Below are 26,345 nucleotides of genomic sequence, written 5' to 3' on the forward strand. Positions count from 1 at the left end.
TCCCTGCTGCACTGGACCCGGCGCATGATCGAGATCCGCAAGCAGAATCCTGCCTTCGGACTGGGGTCCTACACCGAACTGCAGTCGTCGAACCCGGCGGTGATCGCGTTCCTGCGCGAGTACGAGGACGATCTCGTGCTCTGTGTCCACAACTTCTCGCGGTTCGCACAGCCGACGGAGCTGGACCTCAGGCAGTTCAACGGCCGGCATCCGGTGGAGCTGTTCGGCGGGGTGCGGTTCCCGGCGGTCGGCGAGCTGCCGTACCTGCTGACCCTGGCCGGGCACGGCTTCTACTGGTTCCGCTTGCGCGCGGACACGGTCTAGCCGGCGGATCCGGCACAGTCCACCCCGGGCGGCGGCGGTTGGTTTCCGCCGGCCCGCCCGGGGCACGCATCACTAACGCCCCCGACGACCGGGGAAAGGACGTACCGCCATGGCGGAAACGGTCAGCCCCTCCACTCCCGCTCTCCTCGCCTCGCTCGACCCCCTGCTGCGCGAGTGGCTGCCCCGGCAGCGCTGGTTCGCCGGCAAGGGATCCCCGGTCACCGGCTTCTCCCCGGTGGCCGAGACCGAACTCCTGCCGTCGGACGGCCGGCTCGGCCTGCACCATCTGCTGGTCCGCGCCCACCAGCCGCCCGCCCCCGCCGAGGCCGGTGACTGCTACCAGCTCCTCATAGGCGTGCGCGAGGCGCTGCCGCCCCGGCTGGCGCCCGCGCTGATCGGGCACCTGACCGACGGCCCGCTGGCCGGGCACACGGTCTACGACGCCCTGTACGACCCCCGGCCCGCCGAGGTGCTCCTGGAAGCCCTGCGCACCCGGGCCCGCATCGGCGAGCTGCGCTTCGAGCGCGACCCCGGTCAGGAGATACGCGACGGGCTGGTGGCCCGGCTGCTGACCGCCGAGCAGTCCAACTCCTCGGTCGTCTACGGAGATACGTTCATCCTGAAGCTGTTGCGCCGGGTCGTGCCCGGCGTCAACCCCGACCTGGAGATACCGCTGGCCCTGGCCCGCGAGGGCTGCGCCCGGGTGCCCGCCCCGACGGCCTGGCTGCGGGCGGAGCTGGCCGGCGAGCCCGCCGAGCCGTACGTCCTCGCCGTCCTCCAGTCCTTCGTGCGCGGCGCCACCGACGGCTGGGAGCTGGCGTTGCGCGAGCTGGCCAAGGGCGAGGACTTCACGGCCGAGGCGCGGGCGCTGGGGCGGGCCACCGCCGAGGTGCACACGGCGCTGGCCCGGGCGCTGCCGACCGCCACCCTCGGGCACAGCCAACTGGAGTCGCAGGTCGCGGGCATGACCGAGCGGCTGGCGGCGGCCGTGCAGGCGGTGCCCGCGCTGCGGCCGTACGAGGACGGGCTGCGGTCCGCCTACACCGCGCTGGCCGACCTGGCCGCCGAGGGCCGGACCTGGACCGCCCAGCGGATCCACGGCGATCTGCACCTGGGGCAGTGCCTGCGGGCGCCGTCCGGGGAGTGGTCGCTGATCGACTTCGAGGGGGAGCCGGCCCGGCCGCTGGCCGAGCGCCGGATGCCGCAGCCGCCGGTGCGGGACATCGCCGGGATGCTGCGCTCCTTCGACTACGCGGCCCACTCGGTGAGCCCGGCGGCCCCCGACTGGGCGCGCGGGTGCCGGGCGGCCTACTGTTCCGGCTACGCCGAGATCACCGGCGTCGACCCGCGCACCGATCCCGTCCTGCTGCGGGCCTACGAGACCGACAAGGCCGTCTACGAGGTCGTCTACGAGGCCCGGCACCGCCCCGACTGGCTTCCCGTCCCGCTGTCGGCCGTACACCGTCTGGCCACCCCCGACCCGACCTGATCTCCGGGAGACGCGTCCGTGACCTCCAAGAACCCCGTGCCCCTGGCAGCAGACGACCGCGAGCGGCTGCTGCACGGCACCCACCACGACCCGCACTCGGTGCTGGGCGCGCATCCGGTCCCGGGCGGGATCGCCGTCCGCGCGTTCCGCCCGTACGCCCGCGCGGTGACGGCCGTCGCGGGCAGGGATCTGCGGGCCGAACTGCACGACGACGGCGACGGCTTCTTCTCCGCCCTGCTCCCCCTCTCCGAGGTGCCGGTCTACCGGCTGCTGGTGGAGTACGAGGGGACGGTCCGGGAGACCGAGGACGCGTACCGCTTCCTGCCCACCCTCGGCGACCTGGACCTGCACCTGATCGGCGAGGGCCGGCACGAGCGGCTGTGGGAGGCGCTCGGCGCGCATCCGACCGTCCACCAGGGTGTGCCGGGCACCCGGTTCGCGGTGTGGGCGCCGAACGCGCGGGGCGTGCGGGTGGCCGGCGGCTTCAACTTCTGGGACGGCACGGGGGCTCCGATGCGCTCGCTCGGCTCCTCGGGGATCTGGGAGCTGTTCCTGCCGGGTACCGGCGAGGGCGAGCTGTACAAGTTCGAGATCACCCGCCCGGACGGCTCCCGGACGCTGCGGGCGGACCCGATGGCCCGGCGTACCGAGGTGCCGCCGCACACGTCGTCGATCGTGACGGTGTCCCGGCACGAGTGGGACGACGCGGAGTGGATGGCACATCGCGGCGACACCCCCGTCCACGAGGCGCCCTTCTCGGTCTACGAGGTGCACCTGCCGTCCTGGCGCCCCGGCCTGACCTACCGCGAACTGGCCGAGGAACTGCCCGCCTACGTCGGCGACCTGGGCTTCACGCACGTGGAGCTGATGCCGGTCGCCGAGCACCCCTTCGGCGGCTCGTGGGGCTACCAGGTCACCGGCTTCTACGCGCCTACGGCCCGGCTCGGCACCCCCGACGACTTCAAGTACCTGGTCGACGCGCTGCACCGGGCGGGCATCGGGGTGCTGATGGACTGGGTGCCGGCGCACTTCCCGCGGGACGACTGGGCGCTGGCGGAGTTCGACGGCCGCCCGCTGTACGAGCACGCGGACCCGCTCCGGGCCGCGCATCCCGACTGGGGCACCCTGGAGTTCGACTTCGGCCGCCGCGAGGTGCGCAACTTCCTGGTGGCGAACGCCCTGTACTGGTGCGAGGAGTTCCACATCGACGGCCTGCGCGTCGACGCGGTCGCCTCGATGCTGTACCTCGACTACTCGCGCGAGCCGGGCCAGTGGACGCCGAACGAGCACGGCGGCCGGGAGAACCTGGACGCGGTGGCGTTCCTCCAGGAGATGAACGCGACGGTCTACCGCCATGCCCCGGGCGTGGTGACGATCGCCGAGGAGTCGACGGCGTGGGAGGGCGTGACCCGCCCCACCGACAGTGGCGGTCTCGGCTTCGGCCTGAAGTGGAACATGGGCTGGATGCACGACTCGCTGGAGTACATGTCCCACGAGCCCGTGCACCGCAAGTACCACCACCACGAGATGACCTTCTCGATGGTGTACGCGTACAGCGAGAACTACGTCCTGCCCATCTCCCACGACGAGGTCGTCCACGGCAAGCGCTCGCTCGTCTCGAAGATGCCCGGCGACTGGTGGCAGCAACGCGCCAACGACCGCGCCTACCTGGCCTTCATGTGGGCCCACCCCGGCAAGCAGCTCCTCTTCATGGGGCAGGAGTTCGCGCAGGGCGCCGAGTGGTCGGAGGCGCACGGCCCGGACTGGTGGCTGCTCGACCCGGAGTACGGCGCGGCGGCCGACCACCGCGGCGTCCGGGACCTGGTCCGCGACCTCAACTCGGTGTACCGCGCGACCCCGGCCCTGTGGCAGCGGGACACGGCACCCGCCGGTTTCCAGTGGATCGTGGGCGACGCGGCGGAGGACAACGTCTTCGCGTTCCTCCGCCTGGACGCCGAGGGCACGCCGCTGCTCTGCGTCTCCAACCTCTCCCCCGTCGTCCGCGACTACCGCCTGGGCGTCCCGGACGAGATCCCCGCCTGGCACGAGGCCCTCAACACCGACCTGGCCCGCTACGGCGGCAGCGACGTCACCAACCCCGACCCGGTCAAACCGGAGCCGCAGGGCAGCCATGGCCGCCCCGCGAGCATCCGGCTGACCCTGCCGCCGCTGGCTACGGTGTGGCTGCGGCCTGCCTGAGCCCGTCCGGCAGGCCGCCGGTGTACAGCACGCCGAGCCGCTGGGTGGCCCGGGTCAGGGCCACGTACAGGTCGCTGGTGCCGTAGCGGTCCGGTTCCACCACGAGGACGGAGTCGAATTCGAGCCCCTTGGCCTGGCGCGGGTCGAGCAGGACGACGCTCCGGGTCAGGTCGGGTTCGGTGCCGGCCGTGACGCCGTCCAGGCGGGCGGCGAGGGCGCGGTGCAGGTCGCGGGGGGCGATCACGGCCAGCCGGCCCTCGGCGGGGGCGAGTTCGGCGACGGCCTTCTCGACGGCGCCCGGGAGGTCGTCGTACGCCTGCCGGATCCACGGCTGTTCGCCCGTCGAGCGGACCGAGCTCGGGGGCTCGAAGTCGGGGTGCTCGGCGCGGACCACGGCCGCCGCGAGGTCCATGATCTCGGACGGGGTGCGGTAGTTGACGCCGAGGCGGGTGTGCTCCCAGCGGTCCTGCACATAGGGCTGGAGGATGTCCGCCCAGGAGCCGACGCCGGCCGCCTCCGCGGTCTGGGCCGGGTCGCCGACCAGGGTCATGGAGCGGGTCGGGCTGCGGCGCATAAGGAGCCGCCACGCCATCGGCGACAGCTCCTGCGCCTCGTCCACGATGATGTGGCCGAACGCCCAGGTGCGGTCGGCCGCCGCCCGCTCGGCCGCGCTGCGGAAGTCCTCCTCCTCCTGGCGCTCGGCGAACCGCTCGGCGTCGATGATGTCGTGCGCGGACAGCACCTCGGAGGCCTCGGGGTCGCTGTCCTCCTTGTCGTCGAACTCGTAGGTCCGGGAGGCGTAGGAGACGTCGAGGACGCCCTGGGCGTACGCGATCTGGGTCTCGCGCTCACGCTCGGCGCGGGCCCGCGCGACCCGCTCGTCCACGCCGAGCAGCTCCGCCGCCTCGTCGAGGAGGGGCACGTCCGAGACCGTCCAGGTCCGGGTCACCGGGCGGCGGATCGCGGCCGCGTCCTCGTCGTTCAGGTACCCCTCGGGGCCGGCCAGGAAGTCGGCGACCAGGCGCTGCGGGGTCAGCCGCGGCCACAGCTGGTCGATGGCGGACCAGACCTCGGGGTTCTCGGCGAGTTCGTCGCGGATCTGGGTGATGTCGGCGGGGTCGAGCAGGCTGCTGCCGTCGAAGGGGTCGGTGCCCACGCGTTCGGCGTAGAGGTCGGTGAGGGTGTTGAGGATGTGGCCCTCGAAGTGCTCGCGGGCCACGTTGTGCGGCAGCCGGGCGGCACGGGTGCGCTCGCGGGCCATGTTCACCAGGCCGTCGTCGAGCATCAGCACCTCGCGGTCGTGCTCGACGGTGACGACCGGGTCGGGCAGCGCCTGCCGGTCGCGTACGACCGCTGCCAGCACGTCGGCCATGTCGGCACGGCCCTTCACCGCGGCCGCCTCGGGGGTGTCGGACGCCGTCGCCTTCACGCCCGGGAACAGCTCGCCGACCGTCGCCAGCAGCACACCCGTCTCGCCCAGCGAGGGCAGCACCTCGCCGATGTAGCCGAGGAAGGCGGGGTTCGGGCCGACGATCAGGACCGCCCGCTTGGCGAGCAGCTCCCGGTACTCGTAGAGGAGGAAGGCGGCGCGGTGCAGCGCGACCGCCGTCTTTCCGGTGCCCGGCCCGCCCTCGACGACCAGGACCCCGCGGTAGGGCGCCCGGATGATCTCGTCCTGCTCGGCCTGGATGGTCTGCACGATGTCGGTCATCCGGCCGGTGCGGGCCGAGTTGAGCGCGGCGAGCAGCACCGCGTCGCCGGACGGGTCCTCGTGGCCGGTGCGCTCCCGGTCGCCGAGGTCGAGGATCTCGTCGTGCAGGGCGGCGACCCGGCGGCCGTCGGTGGCGATGTGCCGGCGGCGGCGCAGGCCCATCGGGGTGTGGCCGGTGGCCAGGTAGAAGGGGCGGGCGACCTCGGCACGCCAGTCGACGAGGACCGGGGTGCGCTCGGCGTCGTCCAGACGCAGCCCGATCCGCCCGATGTGGTGCTTCGTACCGGAGGTCAGGTCGATGCGGCCGAAACACAGGGACCCGTCGACGGCGTTCAGCGCGGCGAGCAGCCCGGACCGCTCGGCGACCAGGATGTCCCGCTCCAGGCGGGCCTGCATCGGCTTGTCGCCGAGGGCGAGGGCGTCCGCGACCGAGTCCTCGGTGTCGCCGCGCAGGGCGTCCACCCGCGCGTACAGTCCGTCGATGAATTCCTGCTCATGGCGCAATTCATCGTCCGGAAATTCGGTGTTTGACAATTCCACTCCCGCCCGGATATACTGTGCCCACTGAACTTCGCCGTGACTTCGTCGACTTCATCTCGACCTGAAATCACGAACTCTTGAATATACGCAAAGAAATCCCCCGGACGCAATTGTCCGGGGGATTCTTCGTATTACCGGTCGGTTCAGCGCAGCACGTCGGGCAGCGCGTCGGCCAGCTCCTCAAGCAGCCGCCGCTTGGGCCGGGCGCCCACCATCGACCGCACCGGCTCGCCGCCCCGGAACACCATGAACGTCGGCATCGACAGCACCTTGTACGCGTTCGTCGTCTCCGGATTGGTGTCCACGTCCAGCTGCACCACCTTCAGCCGCTCGCCCTCCTCGGCCGCGAGGGCCGTGAGCACCGGGCCCATCTGCCGGCACGGCGGACACCAGTCGGCGGTGAACTCCACCAGCACCGGCAGCTCCGCCCCGATCACCTCCGCCGCGAAGTCCGCGTCCGTCACCTCGGCCACACCCGCCGCCTTGATCATTGCCCGGTACCTCCCAGTTCGCAGGTCGGCTCCGGACCCCCCGGAACCAGCGCCTCGACGGCCAGCACGTCCCGAGCCCGCTCTGCCCGCTCCAGCTCGGCCCCGACCTTCGCCCGCACGGCCTGCAACTCGCCGATCAGCGAGTCCAGCTCCGTCAGCTTGCGCCGGTAGACCGCGAGCGACGCCGGGCAGGTGTCGCCCTCCGGATGCCCGGCCCGCAGACACTCCACGAACGGCCGGGTCTCCTCCAGCTCGAACCCGAAGTCCTGCAGCGTCCGGATCTGCCTGAGCAGCTTCAGGTCGCTCTCGTCGTACGTCCGATGCCCGTTCCCGGCCCGCCGCGCGGGCAGCAGCCCACGCGCCTCGTAGTACCGAAGCGCGCGCGTGGTGGTCCCGGCCCGTGCGGCCAGTTCGCCGATTCGCATGCCTACGACGGTAAGACTTGACGCCGACGTCAGGACAAGCTCGGCGCGACCCCCGCGGACTCCTCGACCTCAAGGAGCGAGGCGCTGTGCCGCTCCTCGTCGAAGGCCTTACGCCCACCGCGCAGCCCGAACAGCCGCTTGGCGAGGGCGATGTAGAGCACCGCGAGGATGTTCAGCACGAGGGTCGCGATCTTCAGATAGCTGACCTTCTCGGTGAGTTCGTAGATCTCCAGCGGCAGGAACGCGGCGGTGGCGACCACCGTCAGGTACTCCGCCCACCGCTTGGCGTACCAGAGGCCGACCGCCTCGACGAGTTCGATCAGCGCATACGCCAGCAGCAGTGCGGCCACCAGCCGCAGCGTGGAGTGCTTGTAGCCGAAGGCCTTCTGGATGGACCCGACGACCGGTGAGTGGTCGAGGTCGTAGTGGAAGTGCTTGAAGACCGGCCGGAAGGTGTCCAGGTACTCGTTGAAGAGCCGGCGCACCGCGTCCTGACTGTTGCTGAACTTCCACACCGCGACGGCGACCAGCACGATGAAGACTCCGCGCACCGCCCGCTCGATCGCCAGGAACCGCAGGATGAACAGGTCCCGCAGCACCTTCCCGCGCGGCACCAGCGGAGCGTCCGCGGCCGGCCCCTCGCCGTGCGGCTCGCCGAGCGCGAAGTCCCCGCACCGCAGACACCGCCAGGCCTCCCCGACCGCGGTCTGCGCGTGCAGCCGCACCCGCAGCCGCGGCTCGTCCGGGGCATAGGTCACGTGCCCCTTGCGTGCGCAGTGCCGACGGTCCCAGTCGATCGCCATCCCCCGTGCCTCCATATACCGACGTGCCGTTCCCCTTGGACAGGAACGGCACGTTAGTGGATACGTCTGACAGGCGTGGCCGAGGGGTCGGCGCACCTGTCCGGAAACGGTGAACCGGGCGGCTGGGCAACGGGGGGAGTTCCCAGCCGCCCGGAGAGCGGTGGCGCCGGACGGCCGGCCCGGGTTCAGGCCGAGCCGGACGTCCGGCGGCTTTCAGCGGGCCCGGGGCATCGCGCCCCTCCAGGGGCGCTGGGGGTACCCCCCGGCCGAAGGCTGGGGGAGGAACTGCGCGACCAGCCCCCACCGACCCGCGGCCGACGACGATGGCGCACTACGCCTTCGCCAGCTCCTCCCGCTGCTCAGGAAGGTCAGGCGCAACCACCGGCTCCCCCTCGTCCAGCAGCGTCTTCTCGTCGAACGGCAGCTCACCCGCGAGCACCTGCTGCACCCGCCCCTTGTCGATCTCCTTCGTCCACGTGCCGATCAGCACCGTGGCGACCGCGTTCCCGGCGAAGTTGGTCAGCGCGCGGGCCTCGCTCATGAACCGGTCGATGCCGACGATCAGACCGACGCCGTCCACCAGCGCGGGCTTGTGCGACTGGAGGCCGCCGGCCAGCGTGGCGAGGCCGGCGCCGCTGACGCCCGCCGCGCCCTTCGAGGCCAGCAGCAGGAAGAGCAGCAGCGGGATCTGCTCGCCGACCGACATCGGCGTACCGAGGGCGTCCGCGATGTACAGCGACGCCATGGTCATGTAGATCATGGTGCCGTCGAGGTTGAAGGAGTACCCGGTCGGAACGGTGATGCCGACGACCGGCTTGCTGATGCCCAGGTGCTCCATCTTCGCGATGAGCCGCGGCAGCGCGGACTCGGAGGAGGAGGTGGAGAGGATCAGCAGGAACTCGCGGGCGAGGTACTTGAACAGCAGGAAGATGTTGAGCCCGGAGACGACCCGCAGCACCGTGCCCAGCACCACGAAGACGAAGAGCGCACAGGTGACATAGAAGCCGAGCATCAGCACGGCGAGGCTCTTGAGCGCGTCGAGCCCGGCGGACCCGACGACGGCCGCGATGGCACCGAACGCACCGATCGGCGCGGCCCACATGATCATGCCCAGGATGCGGAAGACGAGCCGCTGGATGTGCTCGACACCACGCAGCACCGGCTGCCCGGCCGACCCCATGGCCTGCAACGCGAACCCGGCGAGCAGCGCGATCAGCAGCGTCTGCAGCACCTGGCCCTCGGTGAAGGCGGAGACGAACGTGGTCGGGATGATCGACAGCACGAAGTCGACGCCGCCGAGCGCCTCGGAGTCCACCTGGGCGTGCCCGGTGGCCTTGAGGGCGTTGGTGATGTGCAGCCCGTCACCGGGGTGCAGGATGTTGCCGACCACCAGACCGATGGTGAGCGCGACCAGCGACATCACCAGGAAGTAGCCGAGTGCGATGCCACCCACGGCACCGACCTTGGCGGCCTTCCGCACGGACCCGATCCCGAGCACGATCGTGCAGAAGATGATCGGCGAGATCATCATCTTGATCAGGCTGACGAAGCCGGTCCCGAGCGGCTTCAACTCGACGCCGGCGTCGGGCCAGACGAGCCCCACGACGATGCCGAGCGCCACCGCGGCGATCACGGCGATGTACAGGTAATGGGTGCGGTCCCGCTTCACAGCGGGTGCGGCAGGTGCCGTATCGGGGGTGCTGGCTGCGGCCACGGCTGCCCTCCTTGACGTCTTCGTCGGTACCACCGGCGTGCGGCTCACGTCCGGGCGATGTGGGGGATGCCGTGACTATCTCCCGGTCTGTGAGGGCGGTCACCCTTCCGTTCATTGAGTTCACGCCCGGCCCGGGAGGCACACTGCTGACATGCGTTTTCCGTCCGTCCCCCGCCCCCGCAGCCTGGCCGGCCAGCTCTTCGGCATGCAGGCCGTGCTGATAGCGGTCGTGGTCGCCGGTTACGCGCTGTTCACGTACGTCAGCGACCGCCACCAGGCGGAGGAGGCGGCGACCCGTCAGGCGACGGCGGTGGCCCGGTCGGTCGCCGACGCCCCCTCCGTCCGGGCGGCGATCCACACCGCGAACCCCTCGGCCGAGCTCCAGCCGTACGCCCTCCAGGTGATGCGGGACACCGAGGTCGACTTCATCACGATCATGACCCCGGGCGGCATCCGCTGGACCCACCCCGACCAGACCCAGATCGGCAAGCACTACCTCGGCCACATCGAGGCGGCCCAGCAGGGCCACACCTACAGCGAGACCTACAAGGGCACGCTCGGCGCCTCGGTGCGCACGGTGACCCCGGTGGAGGAGAAGGGCCGGGTGATCGGCCTGGTGAGCGCCGGCATCAAGGTGGAGGCGATCAGCCAGCGGGTCCAGGAGCAGGTGACGGCGCTGCTCGGGGTGGCGGCGAGCGCGCTGCTGCTGGGCGCGCTGGGCACGTACGTCATCAACGCGCGCCTGCGCCGCCACACCCACGGCATGAACGCCGCGGAACTGAGCCACATGCACGACTACCACCAGGCGGCGCTGCACGCGGTGCGCGAGGGGTTGCTGATGCTGGACGGCCAGTACCGGGTGGCGTTGATCAACGACGGGGGGCGGGAGCTGCTGGGGGTGGGCGCCGAGGAGGACGTGATCGGGCGGTCGGTGGCCGAGCTGGGCCTGCCGGCCCCGCTGACCGGCGCGTTGCTGGCTTCCGAGCCCCGGGTGGACGAGGTGCATCTGACGGCGGACCGGGTGCTGGTGGTGAACACGTCGCCGGTGTCGGGGGGTGAGCGGCGCGGCACGGTGGTCACCCTCCGGGACGTCACCGAACTCCAGTCGTTGATGGGCGAGTTGGACTCGGAACGAGGCTTCACGCAGGCGCTGCGCTCACAGGCGCACGAGGCGGCGAACCGCCTGCACACGGTGGTGTCGCTGATCGAGCTGGGAAGGGCGTCGGAGGCCGTCGACTTCGCGACGGCGGAGCTGGAGCTGGCGCAGGCGCTGACCGACCAGGTGGTGGCGGCGGTCAGTGAACCGGTCCTCGCCGCCCTGCTGCTGGGCAAGACCGCGCAGGCGAACGAGCGGGGCGTGGAGCTGGTGGTCTCGGACGAGAGCCGGCTGGATGACGGTTTGCTACCGGAGAGCCTGTCGGCGCGCGATCTGGTCACCATCCTCGGCAACCTGATCGACAACGCGGTGGACGCGGCCCAGGGGACGGTACGGGCCCGCGTGACGGTGACCGCGTACGCGGAGGACGCCGAGTTGGTGATGCGGGTGACGGACACGGGCGCGGGGGTGGACCCCGCCCACGCCGAGCTGGTCTTCCAGCGCGGCTTCTCGACGAAGCCGGCGGGACCGGGCGGCCGGGGGCTGGGCCTGGCCCTGGTACGGCAGGCGGTCGTACGGCTGGACGGCACCCTGACGGTGACGGAGGCGTCGGAGGGCGGAGCGGTGTTCGAGGTACGGCTGCCGTTGCGGGCGTCGGTGACGGGAGGCGGGGCCGGATGAGCGGGGAGCCGATCAGAGTCCTGGTGGTCGAGGACGACCCGGTGGCCGCGGACGCGCATGTCCTGTACGTGGGCCGGGTGCCGGGGTTCGTGGCGGTGGGCAAGGCGCACACCGGGGCGGAGGCGCGCCGGATCCTCGACCGCACACCGGTGGACCTGCTCCTGCTGGACCTGCACCTGCCGGACGTGCACGGCCTGCAGTTCGCGCGGTCGTTGCGGGCGGCGGGGCATCAGGCGGACGTCATAGCGGTGACGTCGGCGCGGGACCTGGCGGTGGTCAGGGAGGGCGTCTCGCTGGGTGTCGTCCAGTACGTCCTGAAGCCGTTCACCTTCGCGACGCTGCGCGACCGGCTGACCCGGTACGCGGAGTTCCGGGCGGCGGTGGGCGAGGCGAGCGGCCAGGACGAGGTGGACCGGGCGCTGGCGGCGCTGCGGGCGCCCTCGCCTGCGGCGCTTCCGAAGGGGTTGAGTGCGCCGACGCTGGAGCGGGTGACTCTGGCGTTGCGGGACTCGGAGGAGGGGCTGACCGCGGCGGCGCTGGCGGAGAGCGTGGGGATCTCGCGGATCACGGCCCGGCGGTATCTGGAGCATTTGGTGGAGGCGGGGCGGGCGGGGCGGAGTCCTTTGTACGGGCAGGTGGGGAGGCCGGAGTTGGTTTATCGGTGGGGGCGGCGGTGAGCCTGTCAGCTTGGGCGCGGGCTTGGGTGGCTTCGGTGGGGGCGTTGGCGCGGGTGCAGGCGTCGGCGGCCTGGAGGTAGTGGGTGCGGGCGTCGGCCGGGCGCTGAACGGCCTCGTGGGCGATGGCCAGGTTCTGGAGGGCCTGGCCGGCCCCGAACCAGTCCTCGAACTCCTGTTGGCCCCTCAACGCCTCCGGCCGCCCCGAACCGTCCGCCGCCTCGGCCAACGCCCGCCCGGCGTCCCCACCCGCGCCCTCGGCCAGAGCCGCCTGCAAAGCCGATAAAGCCGCTCTCATGCGCCGTTCCGTCCCCCGATGTCCCCTCAGCGTGGGCATCAACGGTACGGCGTCAGACCTGGCTCCGCGCCGGCCTCGCCGGCCTCATGTACTGCAGCACCTGCACCCCGAGCCCCACCACCGCGAGCGCCTCCAGCACGGACAGGCCGACCAGCAACCCGCCACGGTCCCCGCCCGCCCAGAACACCACCAGCGCCGCCAACGGCACCGCACAGAACGCCGTCAGGTCGATCACGGCCTGGATCGTCTTGCGGGTCCGCCGCCGGACGTCGGTCCGGTGGTACGCCTCCCAGCCGAAGGTACTGAAATCCCCGTCCGCGGCGGCCAGTTGCGCCAGCCTCGGCCCCAACTCGTCCCGCACGTAGAGCCCGATCGCCGAGATCTTCTCGTCGTTGACCAGGTACGTCCACCCGAGCACCACACACACCGGCGGCAACGCCAGCAGCATCGACGCCTGCTTCGCCTGCGCCGCAGCCGCGATGACGGCGGCCACGACCCCGAGCGTCACGTACAGCAGATTGTCCCGGAACCCGATCCGCGCCTTCTGCTCGTCCTTGATCGTCTGATACTCGGCGAGCAGCAGCTGCCCGACGGTGACACCTTGCTCCGGCATACGGCTCTCCCCCACCCCGACGGGCCGACTCACGCCGGACGACGATACCCCGTTCGACCTGCCCATTCTCCCTCTCACTCGTTTTTTCCTACCACTGGTGTTACGTTTTACGGGTGAGCACTCATGCCGTTTCCCCCACGCCGGAGCGGGCCGGTAAACGGTCCGTGTCCCTCCCCCAGTCGTTGATAAAGGAAATCGAGGCCAGGACCGGCAGAACGGGCTTCTCGGCCGTCGTGTCCGAGGCCCTGGAACAGTGGCTGGCCATGGCCAAACTGCGTGAGGTGATCGAGGCCGACGAGCAGGAGTTCGGCCCGGTCGGCGCCGACGCCCAGCGGCGTGCGGAGGACGAGTGGTAAGCAAGCGCCTCAAAGCACTGGGCAAAGAGGGAGGGACGCTCGTCCTGGATGCTCAGGGGCTCGCCCTCCAGGTTGACGGCGATGAGCAGATGCGCGCCCGGATCAAGGCGGCAGAGCTGAACGGCCGCCGGGTCGCGCTGTCCGCCCTCACCCCGCTCGAAGTCCGGCGCTCAGGGCAGGCCGGCCGACGCCTGGCTCTCCTGCTGTCCCGCTTCGACGTCAAGCCGGTCGACGAGGCCGTCCTGCGCACCGCGGCGGTCCTCTTGGAGGCGACCGGTCTGGACGGTCACGAATGCCTCGTCGACGCAGTCGTGGTCGCCACCGCCGCGCTCTGCATACCACCGGTGCGGCTGGTGACGTCGGACGGCTCTCACATACCCAAGCTGTGCACCGCCGCCCATGAGCTGCCGCAGCAACCTGCGATCGGCCTGATCACCGTCTGATCCGCAGCAGGGGCAACATCCCGGTCCCGCAGGCGACTTGGCGCTACCGTAAACAAATGCTCACGAAGCGACCGCGTCCCACCGCCGCAGCCGTCATCCTCACCGCTCTGCCGGAGGAGTACGACGCGGTGCGTGCCCATCTCGTCGGCGCCGAGGAGATCGTTCACCCCAAGAACGGCACCCGGGCCGAACTCGGCCGGTTCGCGGACACCGTCTGGACCGTGGCGCTCGCCGAACTGGGCGTCGGCGCCCTGACCACCGCCGCGCTCACCACACAGATTGTTGACTGGCTCGATCCCGAGGTCGTGCTCTTCGTCGGCGTCGCCGGCGGACTCAAGGACGACATCGAGATCGGTGATGTGGTGGTCGGCACGAAGGTGTACGCCGTCCATGGCGGCAAGCAGACACCGGACGGCTTCCAGGCACGCCCCGAGGTGTGGCACGGCTCGCACCGACTGGTGCAGGCGGCGCGCTCGGCCCTGCGGGACATGCCGGACGTACGAGGGCATCGCAAGCCGATCGCCGTCGGCGATGTCGTCCTGGCCGACGACAGATCTGCCTTTGCCGCCCACATCCGCCACCACTACAACGACGCCTGTGCGATCGAGATGGAGGGCTCCGGCGCCGCGCACGCGGCCCACCTGAACGGCCAGTTGGACGCCCTGGTGATCCGCGGCATCAGCGACCTCGCCAACACCGACAAGCACACGGCCGACGCCTCGGGCTCGCAGCCACTCGCCGCCGCACGGGCCGCGTCGGTGGCGGTGGCGGTGCTGCACAAGCATCGGCCCCGCGAGGGATCCTCCGACTCCGAGGAGGATCCCCATCGGCTCGCGGATGAAGGCTCCGCCACGTACCGCGGCGACCACATCGACTTCCGGGGCAGCACCTTTCACGGGCCCGTCACCGGCAAGCGCGGCAGCGGGCGTTGGCAGCGGAGCCAGCGGCCCGGTTCCCCGGGCCAGCACCACCCTGCCGCCCCGCGCCCACGACTTCACGGGCCGGGTACCGGAGTTGGAGGACCGCCTGCTGCCGATCCTGTCCCCGAGCGCCGAGGGCTCCGGCCCCGTACTCATCTCGGCCGTGACCGGCATGGGCGGCATCGGCAAGACGGCGCTGGCGATCGAGGCCGCCCACCGGGCGGGGGCGCAGGGCTGGTTCCCCGGCGGCACTCTCTTCGTCGATCTGCGAGGTTACGACGAGACACTCCCGCCGGTCCCGGCCGACCAGGCGGTCACGGCGCTGCTCGACGCACTGGGTGTGCGGGGTGTGGAACTGCCGAAGACGGCTGACCGTCAGCACGACCTCTTCCGAGCGTTGTTGGATCTGAGAGCGGCGAACGGCGAACGGACGCTGCTGATCCTGGACAACGCCTCGCACCCGTCCCAGTACCTCCCGCTGATTCCGGGAGCGCACCACCATCGCGTCCTGATCACCTCGCGCGACCGCCCCGACTCCCTCCCCGTCCGGGTGATTCCTCTCGGCACTCTGTCTCCGGAGGATTCCGCCGCCCTCATCGCCAGTGCCTTGCACTCCACCGCCCCGGACGACAACCGCCCAGCCCGCGAGCCGGAAGCCGTACTCGAACTGAGCACTTTGTGCGGCCACTTGCCCCTGGCTCTCCAGATCGCCGCCGCCATGCTGCGCAGGAGACGCCAACGGGACATCGCGTCGCTGGTCGCCGAGATCAAGCGCACCGGCAACACAAGTGGCGTCCTCGATCGCTCACGCCTTGGTACCGATCTGTACGGCCGCGCGTTGGCCCTGCGCCCGGTGCTGGAGACGTCCTACCGTCGCCTTTCGCGGGACCAGGCTCGCCTGCTGCGCCTGCTGGCCATGGCACCGGGGCCGGAGGTGGCCACGGAAACGGCCGCCGTGTTGGCCGATCTCGCATCGGACGACGCACTGACGTTGCTGGAAGAACTTGCCGCCGCACATCTCGTCACTCCCATACGGAGAGCGGGTGAGGCCGGCTCTGCGATGCGGTGGCGGTTGCACGACCTGGTGCGCGAGTTCGGGGCGGCCCTGATGGCGGGAAGCGCCGAACTGGTGGATGAGGGAGCAGCCGCGCGGGAACGGACACTGGCCTACTACCTGCGGCGCGCAACAGCCGCGGACGACTGGTTGCGGTGGTTGCCCGGCTGGGAGGTGCCGGCCGAGTTCGCGGACCGGGAAGCCGCACTGGCATGGCTGGACGCGGAGCGCGCGGGGTTGGTGGCGGCCGTGGGGTGGGCACGCGACGAGCGGTTCAGACGGGCGGCCGTGGACCTGGCGCTGAGTCTCGGTGAGTATCTGGAGTGGCGGCGGGCCTTCGAGGACGACGTCACACTCTTCAAAGTGGCGGAAGAGGCGGCTGTCCAGGACGGCGACGTAAGAAGCGAAGCAGACATCCTGGACCGATTGGGCATCGCGTTGCGCGAGCTGGGCCGCGCAGAGGAGGCTGTCCAGGCCCACACCCGTGTGCTCGGCCTGATCGACGGGATGGCGGACCGCCTCGGAGAAGCCATGGCGTGGGGCAACCTCGGTTGCGCGTTGTTGGCAGCGGGCCGCTCCGAGGACGCGGTGGAAGCGCACACTCGCGCGTGCAGCATGTTCAAGGACGTCGGAGACGGCCGGCTACAGGGCATGGCGTGGAGCAATCTGGGCCTGGCTCTGCAGGAGCTGGGCCGCGTACAGGAAGCCGTCGACGCACACTTCCGCGCCGGTGCCGCGTTCACGGCGGCAGGGGACCGACACGGGTGGGCGAGGGCATGGCGCCATCTTGGCCTGACCCTGCTGAAGGCGGACCGATCAGATGAAGCGATTGCCGTATTCGACGAGTCCCAGGCCATCCACAGGGAGTTCAACGACTGGTATCGAGTGGGACTGACCCTCACGAATCTCGCCTTCGCGCACACGACGTGCCAGAACCTCGCCGACGCCCGCGACGCCTACTCTCAGGCCGCCGACGCCTACACCCGCGCCAATGCCCCCACAGAAGCCGCCCAAGCCCGCACCCGAGCCGCCGAACTCGCCTAGCCCCCTCACCACCCCCGAGCCCCCCACCCCGCCAACACCACCCACATCCGCGTCCCACCCCCGGGTTCCCGCCCCTCCCCGAACCCCCACTCCTCGACACGGAGGCACAGCTCGGCACGTACCGGGCCCAGCTCGACGCGGCCACAGCCGTGGCCCTCGGCACCGACCCCCAAGGCAACGCCTGCATAGCCGTCGCCGGCCAGGAGGACACCTACCTCACCGACACCCGCGAAGCCCTCCGCACGCTCATCCGCGACATCAAGGCCGGCAGAGCCGACCACCTCCTCCAGCCCCCTAGCTCTCCAACACCCCCGGCCGGAACGGCTCCACCCCGACCACGCGCCGTACCTTCACCGGCTCGATCAGCAGCATCACCCGCCGCTCCCCGGGCAGCAGCCACGGGTACCGGTCCTCCCCGATGTACTTCCGGGTCAGCCGGTCCATGGACCGCTCCGCCGCCTCCCCCTCCACGAACCGCACCACCCGCCCCCGGATCTCCACCCGGTCGTAGGGGTTGTCCGGGTCGTGGTGCGAGAGCGAGACGGCGGGGTTGCGCCGCAGGTTCTCCTCCTTCACGCGGCCGATCGCCGTGTTGACCATGACGTGGTCGCCTTCCAGGTCCACCCACATGGGCGACACCTGCGGCGCACCGTCCGGCCCGACGGTCGCGAGATGCCAGAAGTTCGGCGCCAGCAGCCGCTCACGAACGTGCTCGTCCAACGTGCCTGTGCGGTCCACGGAATACATAGGGGCATCCTCGCCTCGTCCCTGTCCCGGCAAACCAGCAAACCCCCGCAGACTCATTGACCTGACTAGACCACTCCACTTACCTTCACACGGCAAGAGAGACGAACCCCCAGGCCACAGTGCAGTGGCCGCCGAGGAGGTCGTGCCCGTGCGCCCCACCGCCGTCAGCATCGTTGCCCTCGCCCTCGTCACCGCCGCCGCCTCGCTCACCGCGTGCAGCAGCGGATCGGGAAGCAGTCCCGACACCGTGAAGGTCTCCTTCAAGCAGTCGATGGACAACTCCGTCAAGGTGACGGACACCTACCTCGCGGACATCAAGAAGCAGTTCGAGAAGGAGTACCCGGGGAAGAAGGTCGAACTCGTTCCCATCAAGGCCTCGGACGCGGACTACTACACCAAGCTCCAGCAGATGCTGAGATCCCCACGCACCGCTCCCGACCTCGTCTACGAGGACACGTTCCTCATCAACTCGGACATCACCAGCGGGTACCTGAAGCCCCTCGACTCCTACCTCGCCAAGTGGCAGGACTGGGGTCAGTTCATCGACACCGCGAAGTCGGCGGCCAGAGGCGAGGACGGGAAGACGTACGGCGTGCCGGACGGCACCGACACCCGCGGTCTCTGGTTCGACAAGCGGGTGTTCGTGAAGGCCGGGCTGCCCACCGACTGGCAGCCCAAGAACTGGGACGACGTGCTCGCCGCGGCCCGGACGATCAAGAAGAAGGTCCCCGGCGTCACGCCCCTGAACGTCTACACCGGCAAGGCCGCCGGTGAGACGGCCAGCATGCAGGGCTTCGAGATGCTGCTGTACGGCACCAACGACGGGACCGGCGACCCGCTCTACGACAAGACGAGCAAGAAGTGGATCGCCGGGAGCCAGGGGTTCAAGGACGCGTTGTCCTTCGTCGAGACCGTCTACAAGGACAAGCTGGGGCCGGACGTCTCCGACGCACTCGACCCCAACTACCGGAACACGGTCTGGGGTGAACTCATGCCCCAGGGCAAGCTGGGCATCAATCTCGACGGGTCCTGGCTGCCCCAGAACTGGCTCCAGGGCAGCGGTCACGAGTGGCCCGACTGGTCCAAGCAACTCGGTCTCGCCTACATGCCGACCCAGCACGGCCAGGCACCCGGCAAGGTGAGCATGTCCGGCGGCTGGACCTGGGCCGTCCCCGCCAAGGCCGGCAACCCCGACCTCGCCTTCGACTTCATCAAGACCATGCAGACCAAGGCGAACGCCCAGAAGTGGTACATCGCCAACTCGGGGATCGCGGTCCGCAAGGACGTCGCGAGTGACCCGTCGTACACGTCCGCCCAGCCCGGCATCAAGTTCTTCACCGATCTCGTCGCCAGTACGCACTACCGGCCCGCCTACACGGCCTACCCGAAGGTCTCCACCGCCATCCAGGAGGCCATGGAGAGCGTGACCACCGGGGACGCGTCGGTCGACAAGGCGGCAAGCCAGTACGACTCGAACCTCAAGGACGTCACCGGCGGCCAAGTGGTCACCCAGTGATCACCCGTCGCATCGCCCGCACTCTCCCGCTCACCCCCGCCCTGGTCCTGATCCTCCTCTTCCTGGGCGGGCCGATCGTCTACTGCGCCTGGATCGCCTTCACCGACCTCCAGCTCACCGGGCAGGCGCACTCCTCCTTCGTCGGTTTCGCCAACTTCCGCAGGGCGTTCCGGGACGACGCCTTCCTGAACGCCGTCTGGCTGACCCTCGTCTTCACCGTGCTGTCCTCGCTCGTCGGGCAGAACACGCTGGGGCTGGCGCTCGCCGCGCTGATGCGGCGGGCGTCGAAGCCGGTGCGGACGCTCACCGGGGGGATCGTGGTCACGGCGTGGGTGCTGCCGGAGGTCGTCGCCGGGTTTCTTCTCTACGCCTTCTTCCGCAAGGAAGGCACCCTCAACGCCATCCTCGACCTCCTTCATCTGCCGTCCCAGAACTGGCTGTTCACGCTACCGATCCTGGCGGTGTCGTTCGCCAACGTGTGGCGGGGGACGGCCTTCTCGATGCTGGTCTACTCCGCCGCCCTCGACGAGATACCGAACGAGATCGAGGAGTCGGCGGAGGTGGACGGCGCCGGCGGCTGGCGGCGGATGTGGCACATCACGCTGCCGATGATCCGGCGGTCCATCGGGACGAACCTGATGCTCAACACCCTCCAGACGCTCTCCGTCTTCGGGCTGATCTGGGTGATGACCCGAGGCGGTCCCGGCGACAAGAGCCAGACGCTGCCCCTCTTCATGTACGAACAGGCCTTCCAGAACAGCATGATCGGGTACGGGACCGCGGTCGCCCTGCTCCTTCTCCTGGTCGGTTCGCTCTTCTCCGTCGTCTACATGCGACTGCTGCGCACGGAGGTGTGAACCGGACCATGCCCCGCCGTCAACGCCGTGCGCACCGGCTCGCCGCCGACCTCGGGCTGCTGATCGTGGCCGCCGCCTTCGTGCTTCCGCTCGCCTGGGTGGTCCTCTCCGCCGTCGATCCGCACGCCGGCCTGCGGGTCAGGATCCCCGACGGGTTCACCTTCGGGAACTTCGACGCGATCCTCACCCCGGACATCACCTACACCCCGCTGCTCAACAGCCTGATCCTGTGCGGCGGCGCCACCGCGCTCACCGTCGTCTGCGCCGCCCTCGCCGCCTACCCGCTCTCCCGCTACCGCTCCCGGTTCAACCGGCCGTTCCTGCTGTCCATCCTGTTCGCGACGAGCCTGCCGATCACCGCGATCATGGTGCCGGTGTACGCGCTGTTCGTACGGATCAACCTGATCGACACCATGCAGGGCACGATCCTGTTCTTCGCCGCCTCCCAACTCCCCTTCGCCATCTGGCTGATGAAGAACTTCATGGACGGCGTCCCGAAGGAACTGGAGGAGGCCGCCTGGACGGACGGCGCCAACCCTCTTCAGTCGCTGATCCGCATCGTGCTGCCGCTGATGGGCCCCGGTCTCGCCGTCGTCACCGTCTTCGCCTTCGTGATGATGTGGGGCAACTTCTTCGTCCCGTTCATGCTGCTGCTCTCGCCGGACCAGATGCCCGCCTCGGTCAGCATCAACGACTTCTTCGGCAACCGCGGCATGGTGGCGTACGGTCAGCTCGCCGCCTTCTCCGTCATCTACTCGACGCCGGTGATCCTGCTGTACGTGCTGGTCGCGCGCCGACTGGGAGGCGGGTTCGCGCTGGGCGGGGCCGTCAAGGGATGAACAGGTAAGCACCGCCCGTGAATCCGTACGTTCCCACAATCCGTGTTCCTGGCCGAACGGACCGTAGTCAGTGCCCCCGCGCACCCCTACCTTGTCGGCTGTGCGCCGACCCCCAGCTCTGCCGAACCAGCCAGGTCCCCCCTTCAACGCCCCCGCCGCCCGCAGACTCCGTGCCGCTCTCGGTATGGGGCCCGAACACGTGGCCCACGATCTGCGGGCCTCGTACGGGCTGCCGTACGCCACGCCCGATCTCGTACTCGCCTGGGAACGCGGGGCGGTGATCCCCAGCAGTCCCGAACTCATCGCACTGGCGGGCGTGTTGTGGTGCGCCCCGGGCGAACTGATCGGCCGCCCGCGCACCCTGCGCGAACACCGGATCGCGCGTGGCCTCGCCCCGGAGGACGTGGCCCTGGCCGTCGGCCTCGACCTCCTCGCCTATCTCGCGATGGAGGAGGACGAGGACTGGCAGGGCACGGAGCGGCAGTCCGCCGCCCTGGCCGACACCCTCCGCCTGTCCCTGCCGGACTTCATCACCGTGACCGGCAAGGAGGAGAAACTGGCGGAGTTGCTGCGCAATGCGGTCACCACTCGCTGGCAGGCCTACGTCCGCCAGGTGAGCAAGCTGCTCCCCCTGGACAAACACCTGATCGAGGACACGCTGCGCGACCTGCACGAGGACTACCAGGGACAGATGACGGCAACCCTGGCCTGGGGCAACATCGCAACGACCGAATCAGCCGAGGACAAGGGGAGAGACTTCCTGGCGGGGATAGTCGGCCACTTCTGGAACAGGGTGGACGACAAGCGCTCCTAAAGGGGCGCGGGGCCGTGTTCGATATGCGGCTCCGCCGCGTGGGCGCGACCAGCCCCCACGCACCCGCGGCCGGACTCGAAGCCCCAGCCCTAGAAGACCGACTCCGCCTCGTCCATCCGATCCTTCGGCACCCTCTTCAACTCGGTCACCGCCTCCGCCAACGGCACCATCTCGATGTTCGTCCCCCGCAGCGCCGTCATCCTCCCGAAGTCGCCCCGGTGCGCCGCCTCCACCGCATGCCACCCGAACCGCGTCGCGAGGACGCGGTCGTAGGCCGTCGGCGTGCCGCCCCGCTGGACGTGTCCGAGGATGACCGGCTTGGCCTCCTTGCCGAGCCGCCGCTCCAGCTCGTACGCCAGGGCCGTACCGATGCCCTGGAAGCGCTCGTGACCGTACTGGTCGATCGCGCCCTTGCCGTAGTCCATCGTGCCGTCGGCGGGATGGGCGCCCTCCGCCACGCACACCACGGCGAACTTCTTGCCGCGGGCGAAGCGCTCCTCGACCATCTTGACCAGGTCGGCGGGGTCGAAGGGCCGCTCGGGGAGGCAGATGCCGTGGGCGCCGGCCGCCATCCCGGACTCCAGGGCGATCCAGCCGGCGTGCCGGCCCATCACCTCGACGACCATCACCCGCTGGTGGGACTCGGCGGTCGTCTTCAGCCGGTCCATCGCCTCCGTGGCGACCCCCACCGCGGTGTCGAAGCCGAAGGTGCGGTCGGTGGAGGAGATGTCGTTGTCGATGGTCTTCGGGACGCCGACGACCGGCAGGCCCGCGTCGGACAGCATGCGCGCCGCGGTCAGCGTGCCCTCGCCGCCGATCGGGATCAGCGCGTCGATGCCGAACTCCTCGACCATGTCGGTGGCCCGGTCGCACGCCTCGCGCAGCCGGTCCCGCTCCAGCCGCGACGAACCCAGGATCGTGCCGCCGAGGGACAGGATGCCGCCGACCGCGTCCAGGTCAAGGGTGCGGTAGTGGCCGTCGAGCAGACCCCGGAAGCCGTCCTCGAAGCCGATGACCTCGTCGTCGTACTGGGCGACAGCCCGATGCACCACCGATCGGATGACGGCGTTCAGGCCGGGGCAGTCGCCGCCTGCGGTGAGAACTCCGATGCGCATGGTGGTGTGTCTCCTGCTCGCTGTCGTTACCGGTGAGCCGATCCGATTGTTTCATGCCGCGCAGGCGGGTGAAGTCCTGACGGGCGCCTTATCCGGCGTCGGGGGTACTGTCAAGAGGGTTCCGCTCACCCCGGTGGGCGGTTTTTGTGCGACCGCACAGGTGTTACGCACGGGTACTACACAGAGACGGAGTGCACACGTGACGCGCAGCGTGTACGTGACCGGGATCGATCGCGGCGACGGCCGCCAGGTCGTCGAGCTGGGCGTGATGGAGCTGCTGACCCGGCAGGTCGACCGGGTCGGCGTCTTCCGCCCCCTCGTCCACGACGGTCCCGACCGTCTGTTCGAGCTGCTGCGTGCGCGGTACCGCCTCTCCCAGGACCCGGCGACCGTCTACGGCATGGACTACCACGCGGCCTCCGCCCTCCAGGCCGAGCGCGGCGCCGACGAACTGGTCTCCACCCTCGTCGACCGCTTCCACCTGGTCGCCCGCGACTACGACGTCGTCCTCGTCCTCGGCACCGACTACGCCGACACCCAGTTCCCGGACGAGCTGTCCCTCAACGCCCGGCTCGCCAACGAGTTCGGCGCCTCGGTGATCCCGGTGGTCGGCGGCCGCGACCAGAGCGCGGAGTCGGTGCTGGCGGAGACCCGCAACGCGTTCCGGGCGTACGACGGACTCGGCTGCGACGTGCTGGCGATGATCGCCAACCGGGTCGTCCGCGAGGACCGGGACGAGATAGCCCGGCGGATCGACGGGCGGCTGCCGGTGCCGGTGTACGTACTGTCGGACGAGCCCGCGCTGTCCGCGCCGACGGTCGCCCAGATCGCCCACGCGCTCGACGCGAAGGTGCTGCTCGGCGACGACTCGGGGCTGGCCCGGGACGCGCTGGACTTCGTCTTCGGCGGGGCGATGCTGCCGAGCTTCCTGCCCGCCCTGACCCCGGGCTGCCTGGTGGTGACCCCGGGCGACCGCGCCGACCTGGTCGTCGGCTCGCTGGCCGCGCACAGCGCCGGCACCCCGCCGATAGCCGGCGTGCTGCTCACCCTCGGCGAGCGGCCCACCGACGGGATCCTCACCCTCGCCGCCCGGCTCGCCCCCGGCACCCCGGTGATATCGGTGCCCGGCAACAGCTTCCCGACCGCCGCCCAGCTGTTCTCCCTGGAGGGCAAGCTGAACGCGGCCACCCCGCGCAAGGCGGAGACCGCGCTCGGCCTGTTCGAGCGGTACGTCGACACCGCCGGCCTCAACAAGCGGGTCTCGGCGCCGAGCACCGGCCGGCTCACCCCGATGATGTTCGAGCACAAGCTCCTGGAGCAGGCGCGGTCCGACAAGCGGCGGGTGGTGCTGCCGGAGGGGACCGAGGCGCGGGTGCTGCACGCGGCGGAGGTGCTGCTGCGCCGGGGGGTATGTGACATCACACTGCTCGGCCCCGTCGACCAGATCCGCAAGAAGGCCGCCGACCTCGGCATCGACCTCGCCGACGCCCAGCTGATCGACCCGGCCACCTCCGAACTGCGCGACGCCTTCGCCGAGCAGTACGCCCTGCTCCGCGCCCACAAGGGCGTGACGGTGGAGCTGGCGTACGACGTGGTCGCCGACGTCAACTACTTCGGCACCCTGATGGTGCAGGAGGGCCTCGCGGACGGCATGGTGTCGGGTTCGGTGCACTCGACGGCGGCGACCATCCGCCCGGCCTTCGAGATCATCAAGACGAAGCCGGGGTCGTCGATCGTCTCGTCCGTCTTCTTCATGTGCCTCGCCGACAAGGTGCTGGTCTACGGCGACTGCGCGGTGAACCCGGACCCGAACGCCGAGCAGCTCGCCGACATCGCCGTCCAGTCGGCGGGTACGGCCGCCCAGTTCGGCGTGGCGCCGCGGATCGCGATGCTGTCGTACTCCACGGGCACGTCGGGTTCGGGGGCGGACGTGGACAAGGTGCGGGAGGCGACCGAGCTGGCGCGCTCGCGGCGGCCCGATCTGTTGATCGAGGGGCCGATCCAGTACGACGCGGCCGTGGAGCCGTCGGTCGCCGCCACCAAGCTGCCGGGCTCCGAGGTCGCCGGGCAGGCCAGCGTGCTGATCTTCCCGGACCTCAACACCGGCAACAACACCTACAAGGCCGTGCAGCGGTCGGCCGGCGCGATCGCCGTCGGGCCGGTGCTCCAGGGGCTGCGCAAGCCCGTCAACGACCTGTCCCGGGGCGCCCTCGTCCAGGACATCGTCAACACCGTCGCCATCACGGCGATCCAGGCCCAGAATCCGGCCCAGAACCCGGCCGAGCCCGCGGCCGTGTCCCCGAGCGAGAAGGCAACCGCCCAGTGAGTCCCAGTCCGACCCGTGTCCTCGTCCTCAACTCCGGCTCCTCGTCGGTGAAGTACCAGCTGCTGGACATGCGGGACAGCAGCCGGCTGGCGGTGGGTCTCGTCGAGCGGATCGGCGAGCACACCTCCCGGCTCAGGCACACCTGCCTGGACAGCGGTGACACCCGCGAGGCGGTCGGGCCGATCGCCGACCACGAGGCCGCCCTGAAGGCCGTGGCGGAGGAGCTGACGAGGGACGGGCTCGGGCTCGACTCGCCGGAACTGGCCGCGATCGGGCACCGGGTGGTGCACGGCGGGATGTTCTTCACCGAGCCGACGGTGATCGACGACGCGGTGCTCGCCGAGATCGAGCGGCTGATCCCGGTCGCCCCGCTGCACAACCCGGCCAACCTGACCGGCATCCGCACGGCGCAGGCGCTGCGCCCGGACCTGCCGCAGGTGGCCGTCTTCGACACGGCGTTCCACACGACGATGCCGGAGTCCGCGGCACGGTACGCGATCGACCCGAAGCTCGCCGACCGGTACCGGATCCGCCGTTACGGCTTCCACGGCACCTCGCACGCGTACGTGTCCCGGGCGACCGCGCGGCTGCTGGGAAAGACACCGGAAGAGGTGAACGTCATCGTGCTGCACCTCGGCAACGGGGCGTCCGCGTCGGCCGTCCGGGGCGGCCGGTGCGTGGACACCTCGATGGGTCTGACGCCTTTGGAGGGGCTGGTGATGGGAACCCGTTCCGGTGATCTGGACCCGGCCGTCATTTTCCATTTGGTCCGGGTTGGCGGAATGTCCATGGACGAGATCGACACTCTTCTCAACAAGAGGAGTGGTTTGTTCGGTCTGTGCGGTGACAACGACATGCGGGAGATCCGGCGCCGGATCGACGAGGGCGACGAAGAGGCACAACTCGCCTTCGACATCTACATTCACCGCCTGAAGAAGTACATCGGCGCGTACTGCGCCGTCCTCGGCCGGGTCGACGCGGTGGCCTTCACCGCGGGCGTCGGCGAGAACGCGGCCCCGGTGCGGGAGGCGGCCGTGGCGGGTCTGGAGGGGCTGGGGCTCGCGGTCGACCCGGAGCTGAACGGCGCCCGGGCGGACGAGCCGCGGCTGATATCGCCGGCGGCCGCGCGGGTCGCGGTCGCCGTGGTGCCGACCGACGAGGAACTGGAGATCGCCACCCAGACGTACGCGCTGGTGGGCGCCGGATCGACGCCGGTCGGAAATAACAGCTGAGCACATTAGCGCCCATTTGTATCT

General features: G+C 70.3%; 22 protein-coding genes and 1 pseudogene. 15 read left to right on the top strand and 8 right to left on the bottom strand.

The window, feature by feature from the left end; all coding sequences use genetic code 11:
- The 3 genes from ABT137_RS31700 to glgB form a co-directional block, all read left to right on the top strand.
- On the top strand, positions 1-324 hold a 324-nt coding region (locus ABT137_RS31700), incomplete at its 5' end, for an alpha-glucosidase C-terminal domain-containing protein (RefSeq protein WP_351714546.1).
- A 109-nt stretch (positions 325-433) separates the two neighbouring features.
- Positions 434-1,813 carry a maltokinase N-terminal cap-like domain-containing protein gene (locus ABT137_RS31705; RefSeq protein ID WP_351714547.1) on the top strand — a complete coding sequence of 460 codons (1,380 nt, stop codon included), beginning with the start codon at positions 434-436 and terminating at the stop codon, positions 1,811-1,813.
- A gap of 18 nt (positions 1,814-1,831) precedes the next feature.
- Positions 1,832-4,012: a 1,4-alpha-glucan branching enzyme gene (gene glgB, locus ABT137_RS31710; protein WP_351714548.1), complete on the top strand. Its 2,181-nt coding sequence runs from the start codon at positions 1,832-1,834 to the stop codon at positions 4,010-4,012.
- On the opposite strand, the gene ABT137_RS31715 is transcribed toward glgB, so the two are convergent.
- The 5 genes from ABT137_RS31715 to ABT137_RS31735 all read right to left on the bottom strand — a co-directional run bounded on the left by ABT137_RS31715 (position 3,987) and on the right by ABT137_RS31735 (position 9,696).
- Positions 3,987-6,257 (bottom strand): HelD family protein, encoded by a 2,271-nt coding sequence (locus ABT137_RS31715; RefSeq protein ID WP_351714549.1) that lies wholly within the window; start codon positions 6,255-6,257, stop codon positions 3,987-3,989. The two genes, glgB and ABT137_RS31715, sit on opposite strands and share 26 nt — an antisense overlap.
- A gap of 149 nt (positions 6,258-6,406) precedes the next feature.
- Entirely contained in the window at positions 6,407-6,736 is a 330-nt protein-coding gene (locus ABT137_RS31720) for a thioredoxin family protein (RefSeq protein WP_351714668.1), read from the bottom strand.
- Positions 6,737-6,750: 14 nt separating this feature from the next.
- The gene (locus ABT137_RS31725; protein ID WP_351714550.1) at positions 6,751-7,179 is read right to left on the bottom strand and encodes a MerR family transcriptional regulator; all 429 of its coding nucleotides are present in this window, start codon (positions 7,177-7,179) and stop codon (positions 6,751-6,753) included.
- A 29-nt stretch (positions 7,180-7,208) separates the two neighbouring features.
- Positions 7,209-7,982, bottom strand: a complete 774-nt coding sequence (locus ABT137_RS31730) for a DUF2127 domain-containing protein (RefSeq protein ID WP_351714551.1) — start codon at positions 7,980-7,982, stop codon at positions 7,209-7,211.
- A gap of 331 nt (positions 7,983-8,313) precedes the next feature.
- The gene (locus tag ABT137_RS31735; RefSeq protein ID WP_351714552.1) at positions 8,314-9,696 is read right to left on the bottom strand and encodes a cation:dicarboxylate symporter family transporter; all 1,383 of its coding nucleotides are present in this window, start codon (positions 9,694-9,696) and stop codon (positions 8,314-8,316) included.
- A gap of 151 nt (positions 9,697-9,847) precedes the next feature.
- On the opposite strand from ABT137_RS31735, the gene ABT137_RS31740 reads away from it, so the two are divergent.
- Both ABT137_RS31740 and ABT137_RS31745 read left to right on the top strand, forming a co-directional pair.
- Positions 9,848-11,473, top strand: coding sequence for a sensor histidine kinase (locus ABT137_RS31740; protein WP_351714553.1), 1,626 nt, complete (start codon positions 9,848-9,850; stop codon positions 11,471-11,473).
- Positions 11,470-12,150 (top strand): response regulator, encoded by a 681-nt coding sequence (locus tag ABT137_RS31745; RefSeq protein WP_351714554.1) that lies wholly within the window; start codon positions 11,470-11,472, stop codon positions 12,148-12,150. Before ABT137_RS31740 ends, ABT137_RS31745 begins: the two co-directional genes overlap by 4 nt.
- Positions 12,151-12,497: 347 nt before the next feature.
- On the opposite strand, the gene ABT137_RS31750 is transcribed toward ABT137_RS31745, so the two are convergent.
- The gene (locus tag ABT137_RS31750; RefSeq protein ID WP_351714555.1) at positions 12,498-13,058 is read right to left on the bottom strand and encodes a hypothetical protein; all 561 of its coding nucleotides are present in this window, start codon (positions 13,056-13,058) and stop codon (positions 12,498-12,500) included.
- 113 nt (positions 13,059-13,171) lie between these two features.
- On the opposite strand from ABT137_RS31750, the gene ABT137_RS31755 reads away from it, so the two are divergent.
- From ABT137_RS31755 to ABT137_RS31770, 4 genes and pseudogenes are all read left to right on the top strand, one after another.
- Complete coding sequence (locus tag ABT137_RS31755; RefSeq protein WP_351714556.1) at positions 13,172-13,414, top strand: hypothetical protein; 243 nt, start codon at positions 13,172-13,174, stop codon at positions 13,412-13,414.
- Complete coding sequence (locus ABT137_RS31760; RefSeq protein ID WP_351714557.1) at positions 13,408-13,857, top strand: DNA-binding protein; 450 nt, start codon at positions 13,408-13,410, stop codon at positions 13,855-13,857. The genes ABT137_RS31755 and ABT137_RS31760 overlap by 7 nt, the downstream gene beginning before the upstream one ends.
- 56 nt (positions 13,858-13,913) lie before the next feature.
- Positions 13,914-14,771 (top strand): annotated as a pseudogene (locus ABT137_RS31765) (5'-methylthioadenosine/S-adenosylhomocysteine nucleosidase); the annotation flags it as partial.
- A 178-nt stretch (positions 14,772-14,949) separates the two neighbouring features.
- Positions 14,950-16,875, top strand: a complete 1,926-nt coding sequence (locus ABT137_RS31770; protein WP_351714669.1) for an ATP-binding protein — start codon at positions 14,950-14,952, stop codon at positions 16,873-16,875.
- Positions 16,876-17,169: 294 nt separating this feature from the next.
- Here ABT137_RS31770 and ABT137_RS31775 read toward each other — a convergent pair whose 3' ends face one another.
- Positions 17,170-17,622, bottom strand: coding sequence for a PPOX class F420-dependent oxidoreductase (locus tag ABT137_RS31775; protein ID WP_351714558.1), 453 nt, complete (start codon positions 17,620-17,622; stop codon positions 17,170-17,172).
- Between the two features lie 148 nt (positions 17,623-17,770).
- On the opposite strand from ABT137_RS31775, the gene ABT137_RS31780 reads away from it, so the two are divergent.
- The 4 genes from ABT137_RS31780 to ABT137_RS31795 all read left to right on the top strand — a co-directional run bounded on the left by ABT137_RS31780 (position 17,771) and on the right by ABT137_RS31795 (position 21,648).
- Complete coding sequence (locus ABT137_RS31780) at positions 17,771-19,138, top strand: extracellular solute-binding protein (RefSeq protein ID WP_351714559.1); 1,368 nt, start codon at positions 17,771-17,773, stop codon at positions 19,136-19,138.
- Positions 19,135-19,995, top strand: coding sequence for a carbohydrate ABC transporter permease (locus tag ABT137_RS31785; RefSeq protein ID WP_351714560.1), 861 nt, complete (start codon positions 19,135-19,137; stop codon positions 19,993-19,995). The genes ABT137_RS31780 and ABT137_RS31785 overlap by 4 nt, the downstream gene beginning before the upstream one ends.
- Before the next feature lie 8 nt (positions 19,996-20,003).
- Positions 20,004-20,834, top strand: coding sequence for a carbohydrate ABC transporter permease (locus ABT137_RS31790; protein ID WP_351714561.1), 831 nt, complete (start codon positions 20,004-20,006; stop codon positions 20,832-20,834).
- A 100-nt stretch (positions 20,835-20,934) separates the two neighbouring features.
- Positions 20,935-21,648, top strand: coding sequence for an XRE family transcriptional regulator (locus tag ABT137_RS31795; RefSeq protein WP_351714562.1), 714 nt, complete (start codon positions 20,935-20,937; stop codon positions 21,646-21,648).
- Positions 21,649-21,737: 89 nt separating this feature from the next.
- On the opposite strand, the gene ABT137_RS31800 is transcribed toward ABT137_RS31795, so the two are convergent.
- Complete coding sequence (locus ABT137_RS31800; RefSeq protein WP_351714563.1) at positions 21,738-22,763, bottom strand: ATP-dependent 6-phosphofructokinase; 1,026 nt, start codon at positions 22,761-22,763, stop codon at positions 21,738-21,740.
- Positions 22,764-22,962: 199 nt separating this feature from the next.
- Between ABT137_RS31800 and pta the strand changes: the two genes are divergently transcribed.
- Both pta and ABT137_RS31810 read left to right on the top strand, forming a co-directional pair.
- Positions 22,963-25,089, top strand: coding sequence for a phosphate acetyltransferase (gene pta / locus ABT137_RS31805; RefSeq protein ID WP_351714564.1), 2,127 nt, complete (start codon positions 22,963-22,965; stop codon positions 25,087-25,089).
- A complete protein-coding gene (locus ABT137_RS31810; RefSeq protein ID WP_351714565.1) occupies positions 25,086-26,321 on the top strand; it encodes an acetate kinase in 1,236 nt (411 codons plus the stop codon). Before pta ends, ABT137_RS31810 begins: the two co-directional genes overlap by 4 nt.
- Positions 26,322-26,345 lie beyond the last annotated feature (24 nt).

The organism is Streptomyces sp. NPDC001980 (genome assembly GCF_040296885.1).
In the GTDB taxonomy this organism is placed as follows: Bacteria; Actinomycetota; Actinomycetes; order Streptomycetales; family Streptomycetaceae; genus Streptomyces.

Excerpts from the sequence above, each read along its gene's own strand:
- ABT137_RS31740 (WP_351714553.1), top strand. The coding sequence starts at position 9,848 with ATGCGTTTTCCGTCCGTCCCCCGCCCCCGCAGCCTGGCCGGCCAGCTC.
- ABT137_RS31770 (WP_351714669.1), top strand. The coding sequence starts at position 14,950 with ATGGGCGGCATCGGCAAGACGGCGCTGGCGATCGAGGCCGCCCACCGG.
- ABT137_RS31705 (WP_351714547.1), top strand. The coding sequence starts at position 434 with ATGGCGGAAACGGTCAGCCCCTCCACTCCCGCTCTCCTCGCCTCGCTC.
- ABT137_RS31725 (WP_351714550.1), bottom strand. The coding sequence starts at position 7,179 with ATGCGAATCGGCGAACTGGCCGCACGGGCCGGGACCACCACGCGCGCG.
- ABT137_RS31775 (WP_351714558.1), bottom strand. The coding sequence starts at position 17,622 with ATGTATTCCGTGGACCGCACAGGCACGTTGGACGAGCACGTTCGTGAG.
- ABT137_RS31730 (WP_351714551.1), bottom strand. The coding sequence starts at position 7,982 with ATGGCGATCGACTGGGACCGTCGGCACTGCGCACGCAAGGGGCACGTG.
- ABT137_RS31750 (WP_351714555.1), bottom strand. The coding sequence starts at position 13,058 with ATGCCGGAGCAAGGTGTCACCGTCGGGCAGCTGCTGCTCGCCGAGTAT.
- ABT137_RS31790 (WP_351714561.1), top strand. The coding sequence starts at position 20,004 with ATGCCCCGCCGTCAACGCCGTGCGCACCGGCTCGCCGCCGACCTCGGG.
- ABT137_RS31800 (WP_351714563.1), bottom strand. The coding sequence starts at position 22,763 with ATGCGCATCGGAGTTCTCACCGCAGGCGGCGACTGCCCCGGCCTGAAC.
- ABT137_RS31745 (WP_351714554.1), top strand. The coding sequence starts at position 11,470 with ATGAGCGGGGAGCCGATCAGAGTCCTGGTGGTCGAGGACGACCCGGTG.